This window comes from Geodermatophilus sp. SYSU D00758, from assembly GCF_054049955.1.
Genome location: NZ_JBJGYK010000024.1, coordinates 1 through 18,735 on the forward strand (window position 1 = coordinate 1; position 18,735 = coordinate 18,735).

The 18,735-nt window shown below is 74.9% G+C and carries 15 protein-coding genes, 1 pseudogene and 1 riboswitch; of the genes and pseudogenes, 6 read left to right on the plus strand and 10 right to left on the minus strand.

The features are described 5' to 3' along the window. Nucleotides 1-177: 177 nt before the first annotated feature. From ACI8AC_RS17075 to ACI8AC_RS17090, 4 genes are all read right to left on the minus strand, one after another. Nucleotides 178-504, minus strand: a complete 327-nt coding sequence (locus ACI8AC_RS17075) for a putative quinol monooxygenase (protein ID WP_456899021.1) — start codon at nt 502-504, stop codon at nt 178-180. A gap of 86 nt (nt 505-590) precedes the next feature. Continuing rightward, entirely contained in the window at nt 591-1,616 is a 1,026-nt protein-coding gene (locus tag ACI8AC_RS17080; RefSeq protein WP_456899022.1) for an NAD(P)-dependent alcohol dehydrogenase, read from the minus strand. Then, a complete protein-coding gene (locus tag ACI8AC_RS17085) occupies nt 1,613-2,386 on the minus strand; it encodes an iron-sulfur cluster assembly protein (protein WP_456899023.1) in 774 nt (257 codons plus the stop codon). The genes ACI8AC_RS17080 and ACI8AC_RS17085 overlap by 4 nt, the downstream gene beginning before the upstream one ends. Before the next feature lie 12 nt (nt 2,387-2,398). Next, on the minus strand, nt 2,399-3,445 hold the full coding sequence (locus ACI8AC_RS17090) for an amidohydrolase family protein (RefSeq protein WP_456899024.1): 1,047 nt from the start codon (nt 3,443-3,445) through the stop codon (nt 2,399-2,401). Between the two features lie 209 nt (nt 3,446-3,654). On the opposite strand from ACI8AC_RS17090, the gene ACI8AC_RS17095 reads away from it, so the two are divergent. Beyond that, entirely contained in the window at nt 3,655-5,109 is a 1,455-nt protein-coding gene (locus ACI8AC_RS17095; protein ID WP_456899025.1) for an AAA-type ATPase lid domain-containing protein, read from the plus strand. Nucleotides 5,110-5,294: 185 nt separating this feature from the next. Here ACI8AC_RS17095 and ACI8AC_RS17100 read toward each other — a convergent pair whose 3' ends face one another. Then, the gene (locus tag ACI8AC_RS17100; RefSeq protein ID WP_456899026.1) at nt 5,295-5,909 is read right to left on the minus strand and encodes a hypothetical protein; all 615 of its coding nucleotides are present in this window, start codon (nt 5,907-5,909) and stop codon (nt 5,295-5,297) included. A gap of 118 nt (nt 5,910-6,027) precedes the next feature. Here ACI8AC_RS17100 and ACI8AC_RS17105 point away from each other — a divergent pair, with 118 nt between their 5' ends. Both ACI8AC_RS17105 and ACI8AC_RS17110 read left to right on the plus strand, forming a co-directional pair. After that, nucleotides 6,028-6,198 carry a DUF1059 domain-containing protein gene (locus ACI8AC_RS17105; protein WP_456899027.1) on the plus strand — a complete coding sequence of 57 codons (171 nt, stop codon included), beginning with the start codon at nt 6,028-6,030 and terminating at the stop codon, nt 6,196-6,198. Between the two features lie 471 nt (nt 6,199-6,669). Further along, nucleotides 6,670-9,192 carry an ExeM/NucH family extracellular endonuclease gene (locus tag ACI8AC_RS17110; protein WP_456899028.1) on the plus strand — a complete coding sequence of 841 codons (2,523 nt, stop codon included), beginning with the start codon at nt 6,670-6,672 and terminating at the stop codon, nt 9,190-9,192. Between the two features lie 256 nt (nt 9,193-9,448). Here ACI8AC_RS17110 and ACI8AC_RS17115 read toward each other — a convergent pair whose 3' ends face one another. Together ACI8AC_RS17115 and ACI8AC_RS17120 are read right to left on the minus strand one after the other, a co-directional pair. Next, complete coding sequence (locus ACI8AC_RS17115; protein ID WP_456899029.1) at nt 9,449-10,039, minus strand: hypothetical protein; 591 nt, start codon at nt 10,037-10,039, stop codon at nt 9,449-9,451. A 67-nt stretch (nt 10,040-10,106) separates the two neighbouring features. Then, nucleotides 10,107-11,570, minus strand: a complete 1,464-nt coding sequence (locus tag ACI8AC_RS17120) for a protein adenylyltransferase SelO (RefSeq protein WP_456899030.1) — start codon at nt 11,568-11,570, stop codon at nt 10,107-10,109. 204 nt (nt 11,571-11,774) lie between these two features. Then, a riboswitch (cyclic di-AMP (ydaO/yuaA leader) is annotated at nt 11,775-11,924 on the plus strand. Between the two features lie 328 nt (nt 11,925-12,252). Here ACI8AC_RS17120 and ACI8AC_RS17125 point away from each other — a divergent pair. From ACI8AC_RS17125 to ACI8AC_RS17135, 3 genes are all read left to right on the plus strand, one after another. Next, on the plus strand, nt 12,253-12,900 hold the full coding sequence (locus ACI8AC_RS17125; RefSeq protein ID WP_456899031.1) for a hypothetical protein: 648 nt from the start codon (nt 12,253-12,255) through the stop codon (nt 12,898-12,900). 267 nt (nt 12,901-13,167) lie between these two features. Further along, a complete protein-coding gene (gene helR / locus ACI8AC_RS17130) occupies nt 13,168-15,384 on the plus strand; it encodes an RNA polymerase recycling motor ATPase HelR (RefSeq protein WP_456899032.1) in 2,217 nt (738 codons plus the stop codon). Nucleotides 15,385-15,439: 55 nt separating this feature from the next. Next, complete coding sequence (locus ACI8AC_RS17135; RefSeq protein ID WP_456899033.1) at nt 15,440-15,706, plus strand: DUF1905 domain-containing protein; 267 nt, start codon at nt 15,440-15,442, stop codon at nt 15,704-15,706. Between the two features lie 27 nt (nt 15,707-15,733). Here ACI8AC_RS17135 and ACI8AC_RS17140 read toward each other — a convergent pair whose 3' ends face one another. From ACI8AC_RS17140 to ACI8AC_RS17150, 3 genes and pseudogenes are all read right to left on the minus strand, one after another. Continuing rightward, nucleotides 15,734-16,072, minus strand: coding sequence for a GPP34 family phosphoprotein (locus ACI8AC_RS17140; protein ID WP_456899034.1), 339 nt, complete (start codon nt 16,070-16,072; stop codon nt 15,734-15,736). Between the two features lie 31 nt (nt 16,073-16,103). Beyond that, nucleotides 16,104-16,346: pseudogene (locus ACI8AC_RS17145) on the minus strand (GPP34 family phosphoprotein); the annotation flags it as partial. Between the two features lie 224 nt (nt 16,347-16,570). After that, on the minus strand, nt 16,571-18,700 hold the full coding sequence (locus ACI8AC_RS17150; RefSeq protein WP_456899035.1) for a hypothetical protein: 2,130 nt from the start codon (nt 18,698-18,700) through the stop codon (nt 16,571-16,573). Nucleotides 18,701-18,735: the final 35 nt, after the last annotated feature.

An 18,735-nucleotide genomic window follows, 5' to 3' on the forward strand; every position in this document is an offset into this window, starting at 1 on the left:
CCGCCGCCCGCCCCCCCGCCCGCGCGCGATCGACGCCCGCCCGCCCCCCCCCGCCCCCCCGCCCCCCCCCCCCCCCCCCCCCCCCCCCCCCGGCCCCCCCCCCCCCCCCCCGCCCCCCCCCCCCCCCCCCCCCCCCCCCCCCCCCCCCCCCCCCCCCCCCCCCCCCCGGCAGGGCCTTCAGGCCTCGACGCGCAGCTCGCCGAGCTCGGACCAGTCGTCCTGCGGGACCGTGACGTTCACGATCCGCGGGGTCTCCTGCAGGTGCGGGGGGAGGTCGCGCTGGGCGGCCTTGAAGTGGTCGCTGTTGACGTGCGCCCCCGCGGCGTCGTCGTCCCGGAACGCCTCGACGAGCACGTACTCGTCCGGGTCGTCGAGGCTGCGCGACCAGTCGAACCACAGGCAGCCCGGCTCGGCCCGGGTGGCCTCGGTGAACGCCTTGCTGATCTGCGGCCAGGCGTCGGCGTCCTCGGGCTTGATGCGGAACTTCGCGGTGATGAAGATCAACTGCTGCTCCTCAGGTGAGGGACTGGAACGGCCCCTTTCCAGGGACCCACCCTGAGCCTGCGAAGGGTGGGGAGGAAGGGGTCCTTCTAGGGGACGAGGATCGCGCGGCCCCGGACCTTCCCCGCGTCGAGGTCGCGGATCGCGTCCACGGCCCGGTCGAGCGGGTACTGCTGGGTGTGCAGCGTGACCTTGCCGGCCTGCGCGAGCACCATCAGCTCGGCGAGGTCGGTGTAGGTGCCGACGATGTTGCCGACGATGTTCTTCTCGCCGGCGACGAACTCCAGCGTCGGGATGCGCAGCTCGCCGCCGTAACCGATGACGTAGAGCGAGCCGGCCGGGCCGGTCATGCGCCAGCCGTCCATCTCCGCGCCCTGCTCGGCGACGAAGTCGAACACGACGTCCGCACCTCCGCCGGTCAGGTCGTGCACCGCCTGCACCTGGTTCCCGTCGGCGACCACGGTCTCGTCCGCGCCGATCTGCCGGGCGAGCTCCAGGGCGTCGGGGTTGCGGTCGACGACGACGATCCGGGTCCCCGACAGCGCGGCGAGGCACTGGACGCCGATGTGGCCGAGACCGCCGGCCCCCTGCACGACGGCGGTGGTGCCCGGGTGCAGCAGCGGCAGGGCCTTGCGCACGGCGTGGTAGGCGGTGATGCCGGCGTCCGCGAGCGCGGCGACGTCGGCGGGGTTGGTGGACGGGTCGAGCTTCACGCAGGCGCGGGCGGTGGTGCGCAGGTACTCGGCCATGCCGCCGTCGTCGTTCGACAGCCCGGGGAAGAAGGCGTTCTCGCACTGCATGTCCCGGCCGGCGCGGCAGGCCGTGCACAGGCCGCAGCTGGGCTGCGGGTGCAGGATGACGGTGTCACCGACGGCGACGTTGGTGACGCCCTCCCCGACCGCGTGCACCCACCCGGCGTTCTCGTGCCCGATCACGTAGGGCAGGTCGGGGTTCTGCAGCTCGGCCCACTGGCCCTCGAGGATGTGCAGGTCGGTGCGGCAGACCCCGGCGCCGCCGATCTTGACGATGACGTCGAGCGGACCCTGGAGCTGCGGCTCGGGGATGTCGTCGATCGTCGGGTCGGCGTGGTACTCGTGCACACGGACGGCCTTCACGGGTGGGTTCCCTTCGAGACGGTGAGCGGGAGGAGGGGACGGTCCTCGGGGCGGGGGGTCTGGTCGGCCTCCGACCCGGGGTAGCGGGTGGTGAGCAGCCCGCGGCAGAAGTGCGCGTTGCCGTCGACGGAGACGCGCACGGACCGGGCCCGGCGCAGCACCATGGGCGCTTCCGCCGGGGTGGGGCGGGTGCCGTCGGGGTGCAGGAGCGCCGGCGCACCGTCGTCCACCGGCAGGCCGAGCGCGGCCCGCCGGCGCAGCAGCGCGTCGGTGGTGTGCTCCCCCGCCGGCAGGTCGCCGAGCGTGAGCGCCGCGACGTCCACCGCCGGGTCGGCGCGGAGCAGGGCGGTGACCGCCCGCTCCATCGCCGCCGTGTGGGCCTTGCGCCGGAAGGTCGCCCGCAGCTCGTCGAGCGACTCCTCGGCCTCGTGCCCGAAGGTGCCCCGGTACCCCAGCCCGGCTGCCATCCCCCGGTTGATGAGGTCGGAGTCGTGGTGGTCGTCGAGCTCGACCACCACCGACCCCACCCCCGGGACGGCGGACACCGCGTCGTGGGCATCGGAGACCATCAGCCAGGCGAAGTTGGGCGCGCAGAACGAGGTGGGCAGCCGCAGGTGCACCTCGACGGTGGAACCGGCCACCGTCACGGAGCGGACGAAGCCGACGTCGGTGATGGGCTCGTCGAGCTCCGGGTCGACGACGGTGCCCAGCGCGGCCCGGACCTCGCTCTCGAGGACCCCGGCGGTGCGGTCGGTGAGCAGCGCGGTCATCGGCGTCCCTCCTCAGACGGTGGCGAGGTCGGCGGCGGCCGGCTGGCGCGGGCCGGTGGCGGTCTCGTCGGCGTCGGGCAGCCGGAGGTGCGCCGGGACGTCGAGGTCGTACAGCTTGGCGGCGGTGAGGCCGAGCACCTTCTTCTTGAGCTCGGTGGTCAACGGCGCGTACTCGGGGGTCATGTCCTCCGGGATCTGGAAGTCCACGAACCGCTCGACCAGCCACTTCGGCGTCCACAGCGCGTAGTCGCTGGAGAAGAGGATGCGGTCCTCCCCGAGCCAGTAGGTGAGCTCGCCCATGATCTGGGCGAAGTAGCGCGGCCGGGTGTGGATGAACGGGATCGCCACGGCCAGGCCCGCGTGGACGTTCGGCTCCTGGGTGGCGATCCAGCAGAAGTCCTCGAGCCGGGGCAGGCCGCAGTGCTCCACGACGAAGTTCAGCTCGGTGAAGTCGCTGGCGGCGGCGTCGACGTCGGCGACGTCGAAGGCGTCCCGGTCCAGCGGGCGGATCGTCGGGCCCTTGTGGATGTGGATGTTGCGGATGCCGAGCTCCTGGGACAGCTCCAGGTAGCGGTAGGCCATCGGGTCGGTGAGCTTCCAGCCGCGGGACTCGCCGTGCCAGTCCGCGGTGTAGAGCTTCACGCCCTTCAGGTTCATCCGCTCCGCGGCCTCGCGCAGCGCGGTCAGGCCGTTCTCGCCGTCGCGCGGGTCCCAGTAGTGGTTGTAGGTCAGCTTGTCCGGGTGCGCCTGCGCGAGCGCGAACGCCTCCTCGGTCTGCCCGAAGCCGCGGTGGTAGAACTCGGCGAGCCGGGCCGGCTGGAAGATCGCGTGGTCGACGATGCCGTCGACGAAGACGTCGCGCATCAGCCGCTCGCCGCCCTGGTAGAGGTACTCCTCGTACCCCCACTGCTCGGACTCCGGGCTGAGGTTGCGGTGGTAGTCGTAGAAGCAGTCGATGAACTGCTTGCCGTGGACGTTGCGCTGGTTCTCCGGCCGGGCGTCCCACAGGGCGATGTGGGCGTCGACGATGTAGTAGTCCTCGCCGTCCTTGCTGTACACGGTGGCCTCCTCGTCCTGGAGCGGTAGCCGACTCGGGTGGCAGCCGCTCGACGTGGCGGCGGTCACCCTGATGCGCACCGACGCTAGGTAGGTCGTGCACGAGGCAGAAGGTGGCCGGTGTCTCACTTTGGGACGCACGCCGCCGTGACGCGGCTCACGATCGTCGTAGCCTCGGGTGAGCAGCCGCGCCCAGCCGGAGGTGCACCGCAGTGGTCGACGAACCGGATCCCGCACCGCGCGCCGGGCTGGCCGCCCCCCGGCTGCGGGCCTCCTGGCGGCGCAGCGAGGGGTACGGGGTCTCCCCCGAGGAGGTCGCCCCCGTCTTCACCGGCGAGCTCGACACCGGCTCGCTGCTGCACGAGTGCGCCCGCGAGGTCCTCACCGGCATGCAGGCCACCATCCCCAACGAGCCGGTCTCGCTCATGGTCGCCGACCGCTTCGGCGTCGTGCTGGCCCGGCTGTGCAACGACGCCGGCATCCAGCGCTCGCTCGACCGGGTGCACCTCGCGCCCGGGTTCTCCTACGCCGAGCGCAACGCCGGCACCAACGGGCTCGGCCTCTCCCTGGCCGACCGGGCGCCGTCGCTGGTGCGGGCCGACGAGCACTACGTCACCGGGCTGCGCGGCTACACCTGCGCCGCCGCCCCGGTGCTCGACCCCGTCACCGCCGACCTCGCCGGCACGATCAACCTGACCACCTGGTCGGACAGCTCGTCGGAACTGCTGCTGGCCCTGGCGCAGACGGCGGCGGGCGCCACCAGCGCGCTGATGGCGGTCCGCGCCACCGGCCGGACGGTGCGGCCGGCGCCGCGCGGGGAGGTCTTCCACGTCGTCGGGCACCAGGCCTCCGAGGCCGCCGACCCCTGCATCTCCGCCGCGTGGCGCGCCGCGGTCGCCGAGGCGGCCCGGGCGACGGCCGGCGGGAGGGTGCTCGCGGTCCTCGGCGAGGACGGCTCGGGGAAGGCCACCCTCGCGGCGCGCGGCCGGCTCCGGGCCGGGCCGCGGTCCCGGATCCTGCACGCGCGGGCCCCCGAGGGCGGGGACGTCGCGGCCTGGCTCGAGCTGTGGACACCGGAACTCCGGGCCGACGACGTCTGCGTGGTCGTCTCCGGCACCGCGCACCTGCCCGCGTGGGCCGCGGGTGAGCTGGCGACCGCCCTGGCCGCCGTCCGCCGGCCCGGCCCCGCCCCGCTCGTCCTCACCGCGCCGGAGTTCGCCGCGCTGCCGGAGCCGCTCGCCCCGCTGGTGGACACCGTGGTCGAGGTGCCGGCCCTGCGGAACCGGGCCGAGGACGTCCTGCCGCTGGCCCGGGCGCTGGCCGCCCAGGAGCGCCGCCGCGAGGTGGCGTTCACCCCGCGGGCGGCGACCGTGCTGACCGGCTACGGGTGGCCGGGCAACGTCCGGCAGCTGCGCCGGGTGGTGCGCGGCGCCGTCGCGCGGACCGACCTCGTGGACCTGCACCACCTGGCACCGGAGGTGTTCGAGGGGGGCGGGCGGCCGCTGACCCGCCTGGAGCGGCTGGAACGCGACGAGATCGTCCGCTGCCTCACCGCCCCGGGGACGACGGTGACCCGTGCCGCCGAGGAGCTCGGGATCGGCCGCGCGACGCTCTACCGGAAGATCGCGCAGTACCGGATCGTGCTGCCGCGCGAGGGCGCTAGCTGACCCCTCGCGCCCCACCCCGGCTGACGATCGGGCAGACCGCTGACCTCGCGCCTCCGCCCGGCTGGCCCTCTCACTCACCTTCGGGGCGCTGTGCCGGGCACTCGCGTACCCGAGGCCGGGTTGCCGAATGCGCCCGGCGGCAGGGCCGTCCGGACGCCGGGAGGCGGTGCGGCCCCGCCCGGGGGTCAGCGGCTCTGCAGGGCGTCCAGGGCGACCGCCATGCTGGCCGCGACCCGGAAGTCGAGCCGGGGGTCGGGCACGGTGACCTGGTAGCGATCGCGGACCGCCTTGCGCCGCTCGCTCACCAGCACCGTGGCGCCGGTGGCGGGGTCCACGAAGTCGAAGTGGAAGACGAACGGGATCCAGACGTCGCCGACGACCGGCAGGACGTCCCACACCCGCCGCAGGACGGCGATCGACTGGCGGCGCTCGCGGCCGGTGGCCTCCAGCCCGGGGACCGACAGGTGCCACGTCGAGCGCAGCAGGCTGGCACCGAAGTCCTTGCGGAAGGTGCCCAGCACGGCCCCGTTCTCGTCCAGGACGTCGTGCTCGGCCCGGACGTCGAGCCGTTGCCGGGCCTTGAAGGAGAACACCCGACGGGTCTTGGACTCGTCGGTGAAGAAGTCGACCTGCTCCTTGAGCTTCATCCGCTTCTGCTCGGCGAAGGCGAGCAGCTGGCCCTCGCTGCCGTCGGGGGCGGTGGCCCGGATCTCGTACCGGTTCACCATCACCGTGACCCGCTGCCGCACGGAGAAGGCGGGCACCACCATCGCGGCCGGCGGGTGGCCGGGGACGCTCATCGCACCTCCAGGAGGAAATCACTGCGTGCGGCCCATCCTGGCGCACCGGCCCGGGGCTGCGGCAGGCTGTCCCGCGCGGGAACCCGGCTCGCACCCGGGCCGAACCGAGGAGGTCGCCGTGAAGGAGCTCAGCTGCCGGGACGCCGGTTTCGACTGCGACACCGTGCTGCGCGGCGAGACGGTGGACGACCTGCTCGACCAGGCCGGGCCGCACGCGGAGCAGGTCCACGGCATCGAGGTGACCCCGGAGCGGGCGGCGCAGCTCCGCACCCTGGTCCGCGACGCCTGACCGACGAGGCCCTGGTCCGCGACGCCCGACCTGCGGGGTCCACGGTCGCAGCGGGTGGACGACGACCGGGCGGGGTCGGCTCCGTGCCGGGCGGCTCCGTGGCGGTCGGGCCGGCCGCGTCCGCGGCCGCTCAGCGCTGCCCTCTCCGAGCCGGGCGCCCCGCCGCGGTCCCGCCGCCACGCCGCGCCGTGACCTCGGGGTGACGGCACACCGGGTCGAGGGGCGCCCACGGGGAGGCACGGGCGTCCGGGCTCACCTGCGGTAACCGAGAGGCCACTTCGTGGTCATGTCGTGTGTCTGGACCGAGGGGTCCCGGCCTGGGGTCTGATGACCGCCAGGGGTTGCTCACCGTCATTGCGGGATACACAGCGTCGCGATCGGCTCCCCGGAGCCACCGGGCGTCCTGCGGGCCTGCCCCACCCGGGCGACCCGCGTCGTCCCGACGCCCTCCCCTCCGGACCGAGGACCTCGATGACCCTCCGCCGCACCACCGCCGGGGCACTGCTCACCGCGCTGGGCGCCGGCCTCCTCGTCTCCCTCCCCCCGGCCCCCGCGTCCGCCGTCTCGGACGGCCTGGTGATCAGCCAGGTCTACGGGGCCGGCGGCAACTCCGGCGCGGCCCTGGCCGCCGACTACGTCGAGCTGTACAACCGCGGCACGGTGCCGGTCTCCACGACCGGGCTGTCGCTGCAGTACGCCTCCGCGACCGGCACCGGCGCCTTCGCTCCGCTGGCCCTCCCCGAGGCGACCGTCGCACCCGGTGGCCGCTTCCTCGTCCAGCTCGCCGGCGGGTCCACCGGCGACCCGCTGCCCACCCCGGACGCCACCGGGCCGCTCAACCTCTCCGCGAGCTCCGGCAAGGTCGCGCTGGCCGACGGGACGACGTCCCTGGGCTGCAACGGCGGGTCGGTCCCCTGCTCCGACGCGCAGCTGGAGCGCATCCTCGACCTCGTCGGCTACGGCTCCGCGAACTTCGCCGAGGACCGCCCGGCCCCGACCGGCAGTGCCTCCTCCGCGCTGTCCCGGCTCGGGGAGGGGACGCAGGACACCGACGACAACGCGGCCGACTTCACCACCGCCGCGCCGGCGCCCCGGAACAGCGGCGGCAGCACGCCCGAGCAGCCCGACCCGACCGCGACCACCATCGCCGAGGTGCAGGGCGCCGGCGCCACCAGCCCGCTCGTGGGCGACCGGGTGACCGTCGAGGGCGTCGTGGTCGGCGACTTCCAGGGCGCCGGTGAGTTCGGCGGCTTCTTCGTGCAGAGCACGCAGCCGGACGACGACCCCCGGACCAGCGAGGGCCTGCGCGTCCTCCAGGACGCCACCACCGTCGAGGTCGGCCAGCGGGTCCGGGTGACCGGCACGGTGGAGGAGCTCGAGAGCGCGGACCTCTACACCGGCTCGGAGACCCGGCTCGGCCGCGGCAGCACGATCGAGGTGCTCGGCACCGCCGAGCTGCCCGACCCGGTGGAGCTGTCGCTGCCCTTCGAGCTGCCCGCCGGCGGCGTCGACGGGCAGGAGCGCTACGAGGGCATGCTCGTCACCGTCCCGGCCGGGCTCATCGCGACCGACCTGTACACCCTCGGCCGCTTCGGCGAGGTGGCGCTGACCACCGGCGAGCTGCTGCGCATCCCGACCTCGGCGGCCGGGAACGCGGCCAACGACGCCGACCGGGTGCTGCTCGACGACGGCCGCTCCGGGCAGAACCTCACGCCGCTGCCCTGGACCGTCGACGAGGACGGCGCGACCCTGCCGCGGGCCGGGGACGCGCTCGCCGAGCCGGTCACCGGCGTCCTGTCCTTCGCCTTCGGCGCCTACCGCGTCGAGCCGGCGGTCGGCACCACCGCCGCCTTCGAGCGGCGCAACCCGCGCACCGGCGCGCCCGACCCCGTCGGCGGGGACGTGCAGGTCGCCTCGTTCAACGTGCTCAACTACTTCGTCGAGTTCGGTGGAGCCAACCGCGGCGCGGACGACCCGGCCGAGCTCGAGCGGCAGCAGGCGAAGCTGGTCAGCGCGATCACCGCGCTGGACGCCGACGTCGTCGGGCTCATCGAGATCGCCGACGACGGGGGCGCGGCGCTCGACACCCTCGTGGCGGCGCTCAACGCCGCCCAGCCCGACCCCGCGGACCACTACACCGCGGTCCGGGCCCCGGACCTCACCCCGGCGAACGGCCTGGGCGGCACGTACGGCACCGACGCCATCCGGACGGCGATCGTCTACCGCGCCTCCGTGGTCACCCCGGCCGGCCCCCCACCGTCCGACCCCGCCCTGCTGAACCCGGCCGACCCGGGGTTCCCCGGCGAGCCGGTGTTCGACCGGCCCCCGGCGGTGCAGGCCTTCACGCCGGTCGGCAGCGACCGGGAGTTCACCGTCGTGGTCAACCACCTCAAGTCCAAGGGCTCGTCCAACCCGCAGTGCGGCACGCCGGACCCCTTCGGCGGCAACTGCGACGACCTGCGCGAGCGGCAGGCCGCGGCGCTGGTCGACCTGGTGGCCGACCTGGGCGCGGAGGACGTCCTGCTGCTGGGTGACTTCAACGCCTACGAGGCCGAGGACCCGATCGAGGTCCTCGCCGACGCCGGGTACACCAGCACCGCGGCGCGGCTGCCGACGGCGGACCGCTACAGCTACTCCTTCGACGGCGAGTTCGGGACGCTGGACTACGTCTTCGCCTCCCCCGGCATCGCCGGGGACGTCACCGGGGTCGACATCTGGCACGTCAACAGCGCCGAGGCGCCGGCCTACGACTACGACGACGTCAACCAGCCCTCGCTGTACGCGCCGGACGCCTACGGCTCCTCCGACCACGACCCGGTGCTGGTCGGCCTGGAGCTGAACGCGGCACCGGTGGCCGGCGCCGGCGGCCCGTACTCGACCCGCGTCGGCCGGGACGTCCTGCTCGACGCCTCGGGCTCGACCGACGACGGCGGCGACCTCGGCCACGCCTGGGATCTCGACGGGGACGGCGTCTTCGACGACGCGGCGGGGTGAGCGTGCCCGTCGGCGCCGGCCTGCCCCCCCGGCCGGCGCACGGTGCGGGTGCAGGTCACGGACGGCGCGGAGAGCTCCGTGGCCGAGGCGGTCGTGACCGTCACGGCGCCGAACGGCCAGGTGCCGCCCGGCCGGCGCTGACCCCCGTCGGCGCCCCGGGCACCGCGCTCGGCCCCGCCGCGCGTCGTGGCCCCGCCCTGCAGCCGGCAGGGCGGGGCCACGACACGTCGGTGGGGCGGCCACGGCCACCGCACGGTCAGTCCCGCTGCGCCCGCTCCACCTCGCCCTGCTCCCGGTCGGCCTCGGCGGCCATGCGGTCGCCGGCGGCGTGCAGGCGGTCGGCCTCGGCGGCCACCCGCTCGGCCTCCGCGGCGGCCCGGTCGGCCGCGGCCGCCACCCGGTCGCACGAGGCGGCGAGCCGGTCCTGCGCGTCGGCGGCGCGGTCGGCCGCAGCCGCCTGACTGAGGCCCTCCGCACGGGCCCGGTGGCTCGTCCGGACCTCCTCGTCGATGAGCGCCTGCTCCTCGGCCTCCTCCGCCGAGGACGCGGGAGCACGGCCGGCCAGCGCGCTCTCCCAGCGGGCGGCCTGCTCCTCGTGCTCGGCCGCCTCTGCCTCCCGCGAGCGCCCGGCCGCGGCGCGGTCGTCGGCCCGCCGCTCACGCCGGCGGGCCGCCTCGTCCCGTTCGTCCGCGGCCGCGTCGCGCAGGCGGGCGGCGCGGCTGCGCCGCCGGCCGGCCTCGTCCCGGTGCTGCGCCGCCTCGTCCCGCTGCCCCGCGGCCGCCTCGCGCGCCTCCTGGACCTCTCGGAGGCGCAGCTCGGCAGCGCGCCGGTTCTCGTCCTCCCCCACCGCGCCACCTCCCGACGGTGCCCGCGACCCATCATGGTCCCGGCCGGCAGGCGGCGGAACGGCGGCATCAGGTGCCGCAGAAGGTCCGGTAGGGGACGCCGGTGTCCGGGCCGGGGGCCGCGTACCGCGCCAGCCCCGGCCGCTCGTCGAAGGGCCGGGTCACCGCGTCCAGCAGCTGCCGGAACGGCGCCAGGTCGCCACCCTCCGCCGCGGTGAGCGCCTCCTCGACCAGGTGGTTGCGGGGGACGTACACGGGGTTGACCCGGTCCATGCGGTCGGCGTCCGGGGCGAGGGCCAGCCAGCGCTGCGCCCACGCGTCGAATCCGGCGAGGTCGAGGACGAGGTCCCGGGCGCGGTCGACGTCCCCGCGGGCCGCGGCGCCGAGCGCCCGGAAGGCCGTGGTGAGGTCCACGCCGTTGCGCTGGAGGAGGCCCAGCAGGTCGTCGGCCAGCGCCCCGGCCACCGCGTCGTCCAGGCCGTCGGGCAGCCCCAGCTTGGCCCGCATGCCGGCCGTCCACGCCGCCTCGTAGCGCGGGCCGAAACCGCCGAGGGCCTCCGTGGCCACCGCGACCGCCCGGTCCGAGTCGTCGTCCAGGAGCGGCAGGAGGGCCTCGGCGAACCGGGCCAGGTTCCACTCCGCCGCCGGCGGCTGGTTGCGGTACCGGTAGCGGCCGCCCACGTCGACGGAGCTGAAGGAGGCGTCCGGGTCGTAGGTGTCCAGGAAGGCGCAGGGCCCGTAGTCGATGGTCTCGCCCGAGACGGTCGTGTTGTCGGTGTTCATGACCCCGTGCACGAAGCCGACCAGCATCCACCGGGCCACCAGGTCGGCCTGCGCCGCGACCACCGCCTCGAACAGCGCCCGGCAGGGGTGGTCGGCCTCCGCGGCGGCGGGGTGGTGGCGGGCGATCGCCACGTCGGCGAGGCGGCGCAGCAGGTCGACGTCCCCCGTGGCGCGGGCGTACTGGAAGGTGCCGACCCGCAGGTGGCTCGCGGCCACCCGCGCGAGCACGGCGCCGGGCAGCAGCCTCTCGCGCCGCACCGGGCGCCCGGTCGCGACGACGGCGAGGGACCGGGTGGTCGGGACGCCGAGCGCGTGCATCGCCTCCCCGACGACGTGCTCGCGCAGCATCGGCCCCACCGCGGCCAGACCGTCCCCGCCGCGGGAGAACGGCGTCGGCCCGGACCCCTTGAGGTGCAGGTCGCGCAGCCGGCCCCCGGCGCCGGTCAGCTCGCCGAGCAGCAGCGCCCGACCGTCCCCGAGCCGCGGGACGAAGGAGCCGAACTGGTGGCCGGCGTAGGCCTGCGCGACAGGCCGCGCGCCCTCGGGCACGGCTGTCCCCGCCAGGAACCGGACGCCGTCCGGGCCCCGCAGCGCCTCCGGGTCCAGGCCGAGCTCGGCGGCCAGCGGCTCGTTGAGCACCAGCAGGCGCGGCTCCGGCGGCTCCACGGCCCGCCACGGGACCGCGAGCTCCGGCAGCTCCCGGGCGAAGGAGTCGCCGAGGGCGACGGTCAGGGCGGGGACGGCGGTCACGTCCGCAAGGGTACGGAGGGCGGCGGACGGGCCGGCCCGGGCACCCGCCGCCCGCGACACGCCGAGCCGCACGCGACGCGCCGCGAATTACCTGCGGAGTCGCCAGTAGAGACGCATCAGCGTTGTCGGGAGTCCACGACACCCCTACCGTGACTGCGGTCCGGCCGGTCGTACTTCCTCCACCGGGGGAACCGCGCCGGGCGCCGCCGAGTCGCGTCCACCAGCACGGACGCGAGCCGGGGACCCAACCGAACCAGTGGGGTGAGTCCCGTTCCCCGAGCTCCGCTCGGGAACGGGTAGGGCGTTTCCCCGCCCGAACCCGTCAGCTAACCCGGTAGGCGGCCATGGGAAGAACGGAGAGCCACCGAATGGTGCGCCGACGGGCCCGTCCAGCGCCCGTGACCACTCGCAGTCGACACCGCGGCGCGCTCCCCCTGCGCGTCTAGGTCGGTCCGCGCAGCCAGGTCGGCACAGCCGCCGCACCCCCGCCGTCACCCGGCGCCGGTCGGGCTCCACGCCTGATCGAGCCGGACCGCCGGGGACCCCGCGCGCGGCTGCCGGCCGCGCCTGCCGACCCGCCTGTCGATCCGGCCTCGCGCCGCCACCCCATCCCGCACCGCCGTCCCAGGCGGCCGTCCGACGACGGTCGCCGGGGGACCGACCCCTCAGGAGTTCCTCAGCCATGCTCGGAAACAGCCAGCACCCCGCCACGCCCGACCGCTCCGCCGACGTGGTCACCCGTCCCCGGACCGCCCGTCGCCGGGCGCTCCAGGGCGTGACCGTGGGTGCCTTCTCCGTCGCCCTGGCCCTCGGCGGCCAGTCGGTCGCCCAGGCCGACGACCACCGGGACGGCCGGGGTGACGGGCACTGGCGCTCGTGGTCCAGCGGCCAGGCCGCGGCCGCACCGGCGCCCGCGCCGGCCCCGGCCCCGGCCGCGGCTCCGGCTGCGGCCCCCGCCGTCGCGCCGGTCGCCGCCGACCTCGTCGGTGCGCCCACCGCGACGTCGACCGCCTACAGCGCCTGGGCCCCGCACGTCCGCCCGGTGGTCGCCGAGGTCGCGCAGACCTTCGGGGTGTCGACCGTCTACACGCGCCCCGGCCACTCGCCCACGCAGGAGCTCGCGGCCGACTTCATGGTCTACAGCGACTCGGCGAGCGGCGACGCCATCGCGCAGTACGTCCTGGACAACGCCGACCGGTTCAACGTCGAGTACGTCATCTGGAAGCAGCGCATCCACATGGCCGGCGGCTCGGGCTGGCGGGCGATGGAGGACCGCGGGTCCGCGACCGCCAACCACATGGACCACGTCCACGTGAGCTTCACCCCCTGACCGACCGCGTCGGCAGGCGGGGGCGCGGTACCGGGACACCGGGTCCGCGCCCCCGTCGCCGGCGGGTGTCCTGCCCGGGTGACCCGCGAGGAGGCCCGACCGGCGGCTCCCGGGACGGGCCGCTCCGGCCCCGGCGGGTGACGGGCTCGCGGACCCACCCTCGTTCCCACCTCAACGTATAGCGCCACCGTGGTCTTGCGGCAAGACCCCGGGGAGCCCGCAGAATCGCCGGCCGGAGGCGGGCGTGCGGGCCGAGGGGGTCGCGGGATGCAGCAGGTGTCGTCGACGGGTGGACCGCGCCGGACGTCGACCGGGGCCGGGGAGGTCCACCCCCCACCGGCCGGTGCGTTCGACCTCCCCGGTCGCCTCGCGGCCAAGGCCGACCCGGCGCTGATCGCCGGCGACGAGGAGCACTTCGCGGCCGTGGCCGAGGGTCTGCAGCGATCGGTCGCCGACCTCTCGGCCCGCCTGGAGGCCGAGCGCCGGGCACCCGGCGGCACCGGCCAGGAGGCGCTGGACCGGGACCTCGAGGTGCACCGGCTGACCGCCCGTCTGCGCACCCTGCGCCGCTTCGGCCTGGACCTGTGCCTGGGCCGCATGGTCCGCGCCGACGAGCCCGCTCCCGTGTACGTCGGGCGGCTCGGCCTCACCGACGGCTCGGGCCGCCGGCTGCTGCTGGACTGGCGCTCCCCCGCGGCCGAGCCGTTCTTCGGCGCCACCCACGCCGACCCGATGGGGCTGGCCAGCCGCCGCAGGTACCGCTGGACCCGCGGCCGGGTCACCGACTACTGGGACGAGGTCTTCACCCCGGACGGCCTCGAGGGGCACGCCGCCCTCGACGACCAGTCCGCGTTCATCGCCGGCCTCGGCGGGCACCGGTCGGGCCGGATGCGCGACGTGCTCGCCACGATCCAGGCCGACCAGGACGCCATCATCCGCGCGGGGTCCCGCGGTGCCCTCGTCGTCGACGGCGGCCCCGGCACGGGGAAGACCGTCGTCGCCCTGCACCGCACCGCCTACCTGCTCCACTCCGACCCGCGCCTCGGGCAGCACCGGGGCGGGGTCCTGTTCGTCGGCCCGCACCAGCCCTACCTGGCCTACGTCTCCGACGTCCTGCCCAGCCTCGGCGAGGAGGGTGTGCAGACGGCGACCCTGCGCGACCTCGTGCCCGAGGGCGCCGCCGCCGGGGTCGAGCCGGACCCGCGGGTGGCCGCGCTGAAGTCGTCCGCGGACCTGGTCGCGGCGATCGAGACCGCCGTCCGCTTCTACGAGGAGCCGCCGGCCCGGGGGACGACGGTGAGCACCCCCTGGGCCGACGTCCGCCTGGGCCCCGACGACTGGGCCGAGGCGTTCGAGGCGCCCGAGCCCGGCACCCCGCACAACGAGGCGCGCGACCAGGTCTGGGAGGCCCTGGTCGCGATCGTCGCCGACGCGCACGACGCCGACGTCCCGGCGGACCTGCTCCGCGCGTCGCTGCGCGAGGACGAGGACCTGCGCGCGACGTTCTCCCGCGCGTGGCCGCTGCTCGAGGGACCCGAACTCGTCGCCGACCTGTGGTCGGTGCCCGCCTACCTGCGCCGGTGCGCCCCGTGGCTGGGAGCCTACGAGGTCCGGGCGCTGCAGCGGGCGGACCCGCGGGCCTGGACGGTGTCGGACCTGCCGCTGCTCGACGCGGCGAGGCAGCGGCTCGGCGACCCGGGGTCGTCGCGGCGCCGGCGTCGGCAGGAGGCCGCCTCCGCGGTCGAGCGCGAGCGCATGGCCGGTGTCATCGACGAGCTGATCGCCGCCGACGACTCCGAGCTGCTGCTCATGACGAGCCTGCGCCACCAGGACCTCCGGGACGCCCTGGTCGACAGGGCCGCGCTGCCCACCGCCGGCCCGGACCGGCTCGCCGGCCCGTTCGCGCACGTCGTCGTGGACGAGGCCCAGGAGCTGACCGACGCGGAGTGGCACATGCTGCTGCGCCGCTGCCCGTCCCGCAGCCTCACCGTCGTCGGGGACCGCGCCCAGGCCCGGCGGGCGTTCCCGGAGTCGTGGCCGGAGCGGCTGCGCCGGGTCGGGCTGGGTGAGGTCACCGTGGCGTCCCTGACCGTGAACTACCGCACGCCGGCCGAGGTCATGGCGGAGGCCGAGCCGGTCATCCGGGCCGCGCTCCCGGACGCCAACGTGCCGACGTCCATCCGCCGCGGCGGCGTCCCCGTGCACCACGGCCCGGCGTCGGAGCGGGACCGGCTCCTCCACAGCTGGCTGGCCGCGCACGCCGAGGGGACCGCCTGCGTCATCGGCGACCCCGCGTTCCGGGCGGGGTCGCTGCCCGGGGACCGCGTCCGGTCGCTGCCCCCGGAGCTGGCCAAGGGGCTGGAGTTCGACCTGGTCGTCCTCGTCGACCCCGAGGCGTTCGGCGCGGGTGTCGCGGGAGCGGTCGACCGCTACGTGGCGATGACGCGGGCGACCCAGCAGCTCGTCGTCCTCACCACGTCCTGACCCGGGGCGGGCCGGCCGCCCGGGATCGTCGTCCCCCCGTGGCACGCTGCCGCCCGTGCCCTTCGACGCGACGCTCGTGCGCACCCCCGGCGCCGGCGGCTGGGTGTTCGCCCCGGTGCCCGCGGAGCACGCGCCGGAGGTCGCCGGCCCCTTCGGCCGGGTGCCGGTGACCGCGACCGTCGACGGGCGGACCTGGTCGACCAGCGCGTGGCGCGACCGGCGGGCCGGCTGGCTGCTGCCCGTGCCGGCGCGCATCCGCCGCGGCAAGGACGACGGCGACGTCGTGACCGTGGAGATCGCGGTGGACCCCGCCCGGCTGTAGCGGACCGGGGCCCCGTGTCGGGTGAGGTCAGGAGCCGCCGCCTCCGGCCGCGCTCGACGAGCCCGCGATGATCGCCGTCCCCGTGTCGATGGCCGACCGGACGGCCTTCCCCACCCAGTCCCCCTCGGCGATCCGCTCGGCCGTGACGAGGCCGGCTCGGACCACCGCCTCGTGGTCGGTGTGCTCCGCCGGCCACCGGCGGGTCGGGAAGACGCCGAGGATCCGACCCTCCTCCGCGCGCAGCAGGCCGGCCTCGGCGAGACGCTGGTAGAGCCGCACCCGCGTCCGCCTGCCCAGTGCGGTCACCACGTTCCGGGGCTTCTCGCCCTCCTCGCGGCCGACGGTGGCCAGGGCGTCGTCGAGCACGCTGTCCCCGGTGGGCGCGGCGTCCCGGACGACCAGCCGGCCCCTCGCGCACGCGCTCGTCGGAGCCCGCGCGGTCGACGCTCCCCATCTGTGCCAGCTCGGCCAGCAGCGCCCCGCCGAGGGCCATGTCGGTGTTCGTCCTGCCCGCGGTCAACTTGCCCGTGTCGTCGGCGGTCAGGAGGAGCAGCAGGTCCTCGGCGATGAGCACGCGCCGATCGTCGGGGCCCCGGGACGAGGCCGACACGGTCCTCCGCCCGTTGCCGGACGAGCCCATCGGCCCCGGCCGGAACCGACCCCACGCCGGTCGCCACCGGTAACGGCGCGCGACGGACGAGTCGGCCTGTACGCCGGGTTCTGTCCCCGGGGGCCTCGCGACCTCCCGATGGGTGGACGGCGTCGGTGCCGGCTGGGCGCAGATCCTGCTCCCCCGCCCGGCCGCCGCGAACCCGTTCCCCCGGGGCCGCCGTCGACCGGCCGACGCCTTCGTGGCCGGGTTCGTCAGTCGGCTGCGGCCGCGGTCAGGTCGGCGTGCCGCCACGTCGCCCCGGCCTCGTTGAGCCACAACTCATGAACATGGTCGTCCTGCCCCCGGTACACGACTCGAGCGGCGTCGTCGAGGGGCGTGTAGTGCCCCGTAGGCTCACTGTCTGTCAGCGGCGCGTCAGCGATCGCCGTCAGATCGGCGTGCCGCCAGGACACGCCGGCCTCGTTCAGCCACAACTCATGAACATGTCGGTCATGGCCTCGGTACACGACGCGAGCGGTCTGGCGCAGCGGCGTGTAGTACCCCACCGGATCACCCCAGACGGCCGGCGCGTTCGCAAGAACCGTCAGATCGGCGTGCCGCCAGGACACCCCGGCCTCGTTGAGCCACAACTCATGAACATGGTCGTCCTGCCCCCGGTACACGACTCGAGCGGCGTCGTAGAGCGGTGTGTAGTACCCCATGGGCTCACCGGCCGTCAGCGGCGCATCGGCGATCGCCGTCAGATCGGCGTGCCGCCAGGACACGCCGGCCTCGTTCAGCCACAACTCATGAACATGTCGGTCATGGCCTCGGTACACGACGCGAGCGGTCTGGCGCAGCGGCGTGTAGTACCCCACCGGATCACCCCAGACGCCCGGCGCGTTCGCAAGAACCGTCAGATCGGCGTGCCGCCAGGACACCCCGGCCTCGTTCAGCCACAACTCATGAACATGGTCGTTCGCTCCCGTGTACACGACTCGAGCAGTATCGCGTAGCGCCGTGATGTAGCCGAAAGGATCTCCCCAAGCGGGAACTGCGGCCGCGATTGCGGTGAGATCGGCATGCTGCCAGCCTGCACTCGTCGGTGTGAGCCACAGCTCGTGAATGTGCGCATCGTCGCCGCGGTAGACGATACGAGCGGCGTCCCGGACCGAGGTGTAATACGCATGAGGGTTTGCATTGAAGAAGCCGAGCCAGTCATGGTCGCCAGGGGGCGCGCCGGCCTGGATCGACAATTCAGAATGCCGCCACTGGTCACGCGTGGTGTTCGTCCGCCATAATTCATGAATACGGTCGTCATGCCCGCGGTATACGACAGCGGCGGTGTCCTCGGCCACAGACGGCGCGTATGCCGCGGGGGTACCCCAGGCGCGGGGGGCCGGGGTCAGTGGATCGACAGCGATGAGCGCATTGGATTCGGTGGGGGCTCCGCCACCGGCCGGCCCGAGCACGACTTGCAGTTCGACGGCCCCCCCGAGACGGATGGTATCGCCCGAATCCAACTCCGGCCCCGAACCGCCGGCCAGCAGCGTGGTGGACAAGAGAAACGACCGCCCGTCAGCCCGCACTTCGTGGACGAGCACAGTCGTCTTGGGAACAGCCCGGTCCCAGCCGTCCTTCTGCCGCATCTCGACGGTGTATGTCGAGGTGATCCGGCCCGGCGCGAGATCGCCCGGACGAAGAACCGCGGCAAGGTAGCCGGCGGCTTCCGGGTGGTTGAGCGCCGCGAGAGTCGGGTTGCCACCCAGGGCCGGCGTCCAGATTCGATCTGGCGGAACAGCCCCGAGTGCCAGCAGGTTCGGGGCGTTGAGCCCCGGCCCGCTACTGGGGCCCACACCACGGTCGAAGGCGCCGGCGAACCTCCAGACGTTCATGGCGCTCATGAGGTCCCAGCGGTCACCGTACTCGATGTCCGGATTCGGCGACCATGAGTGCCGCAACCCCAGGGCATGGCCCATCTCGTGGAGCACGAACGTCGGTTCCCAATGGTCAGGTCCATAGCCGATGACCACGCGGTTCCCACCGGCCGAGCCATGGTCGGTGGGGATGTTCAGCACAACCATGATCGCGGCGAACGGACCGAGATCCACGTGATTGGCCACCGCCGCATCGACTCCCCACTGTGCCAGGAGAGCCCGGTCGCGGGGAAACGTCAGGTTCGCCACTTCCTGGGACTTATGAGCCATGCCGAACCAGCCGAACACTCGCGAGCCGGTTAGATCTACCGATCCATAGGTGACGTCGGACCAGAAGCGGAACGCACTTTCGGGGTGGCTGGCGCCGGCCGGCGTCAGGTAGTCCGTGTAGAACTGCGGAGGATTCGGCTCATCTGGTCGATCCGAGAACGTGCAGAGAATGATGCCGAACGGCTTGGGAGTCATCGGCGTACCCCTATCTCGTTCGTTGCCGCGGCTGC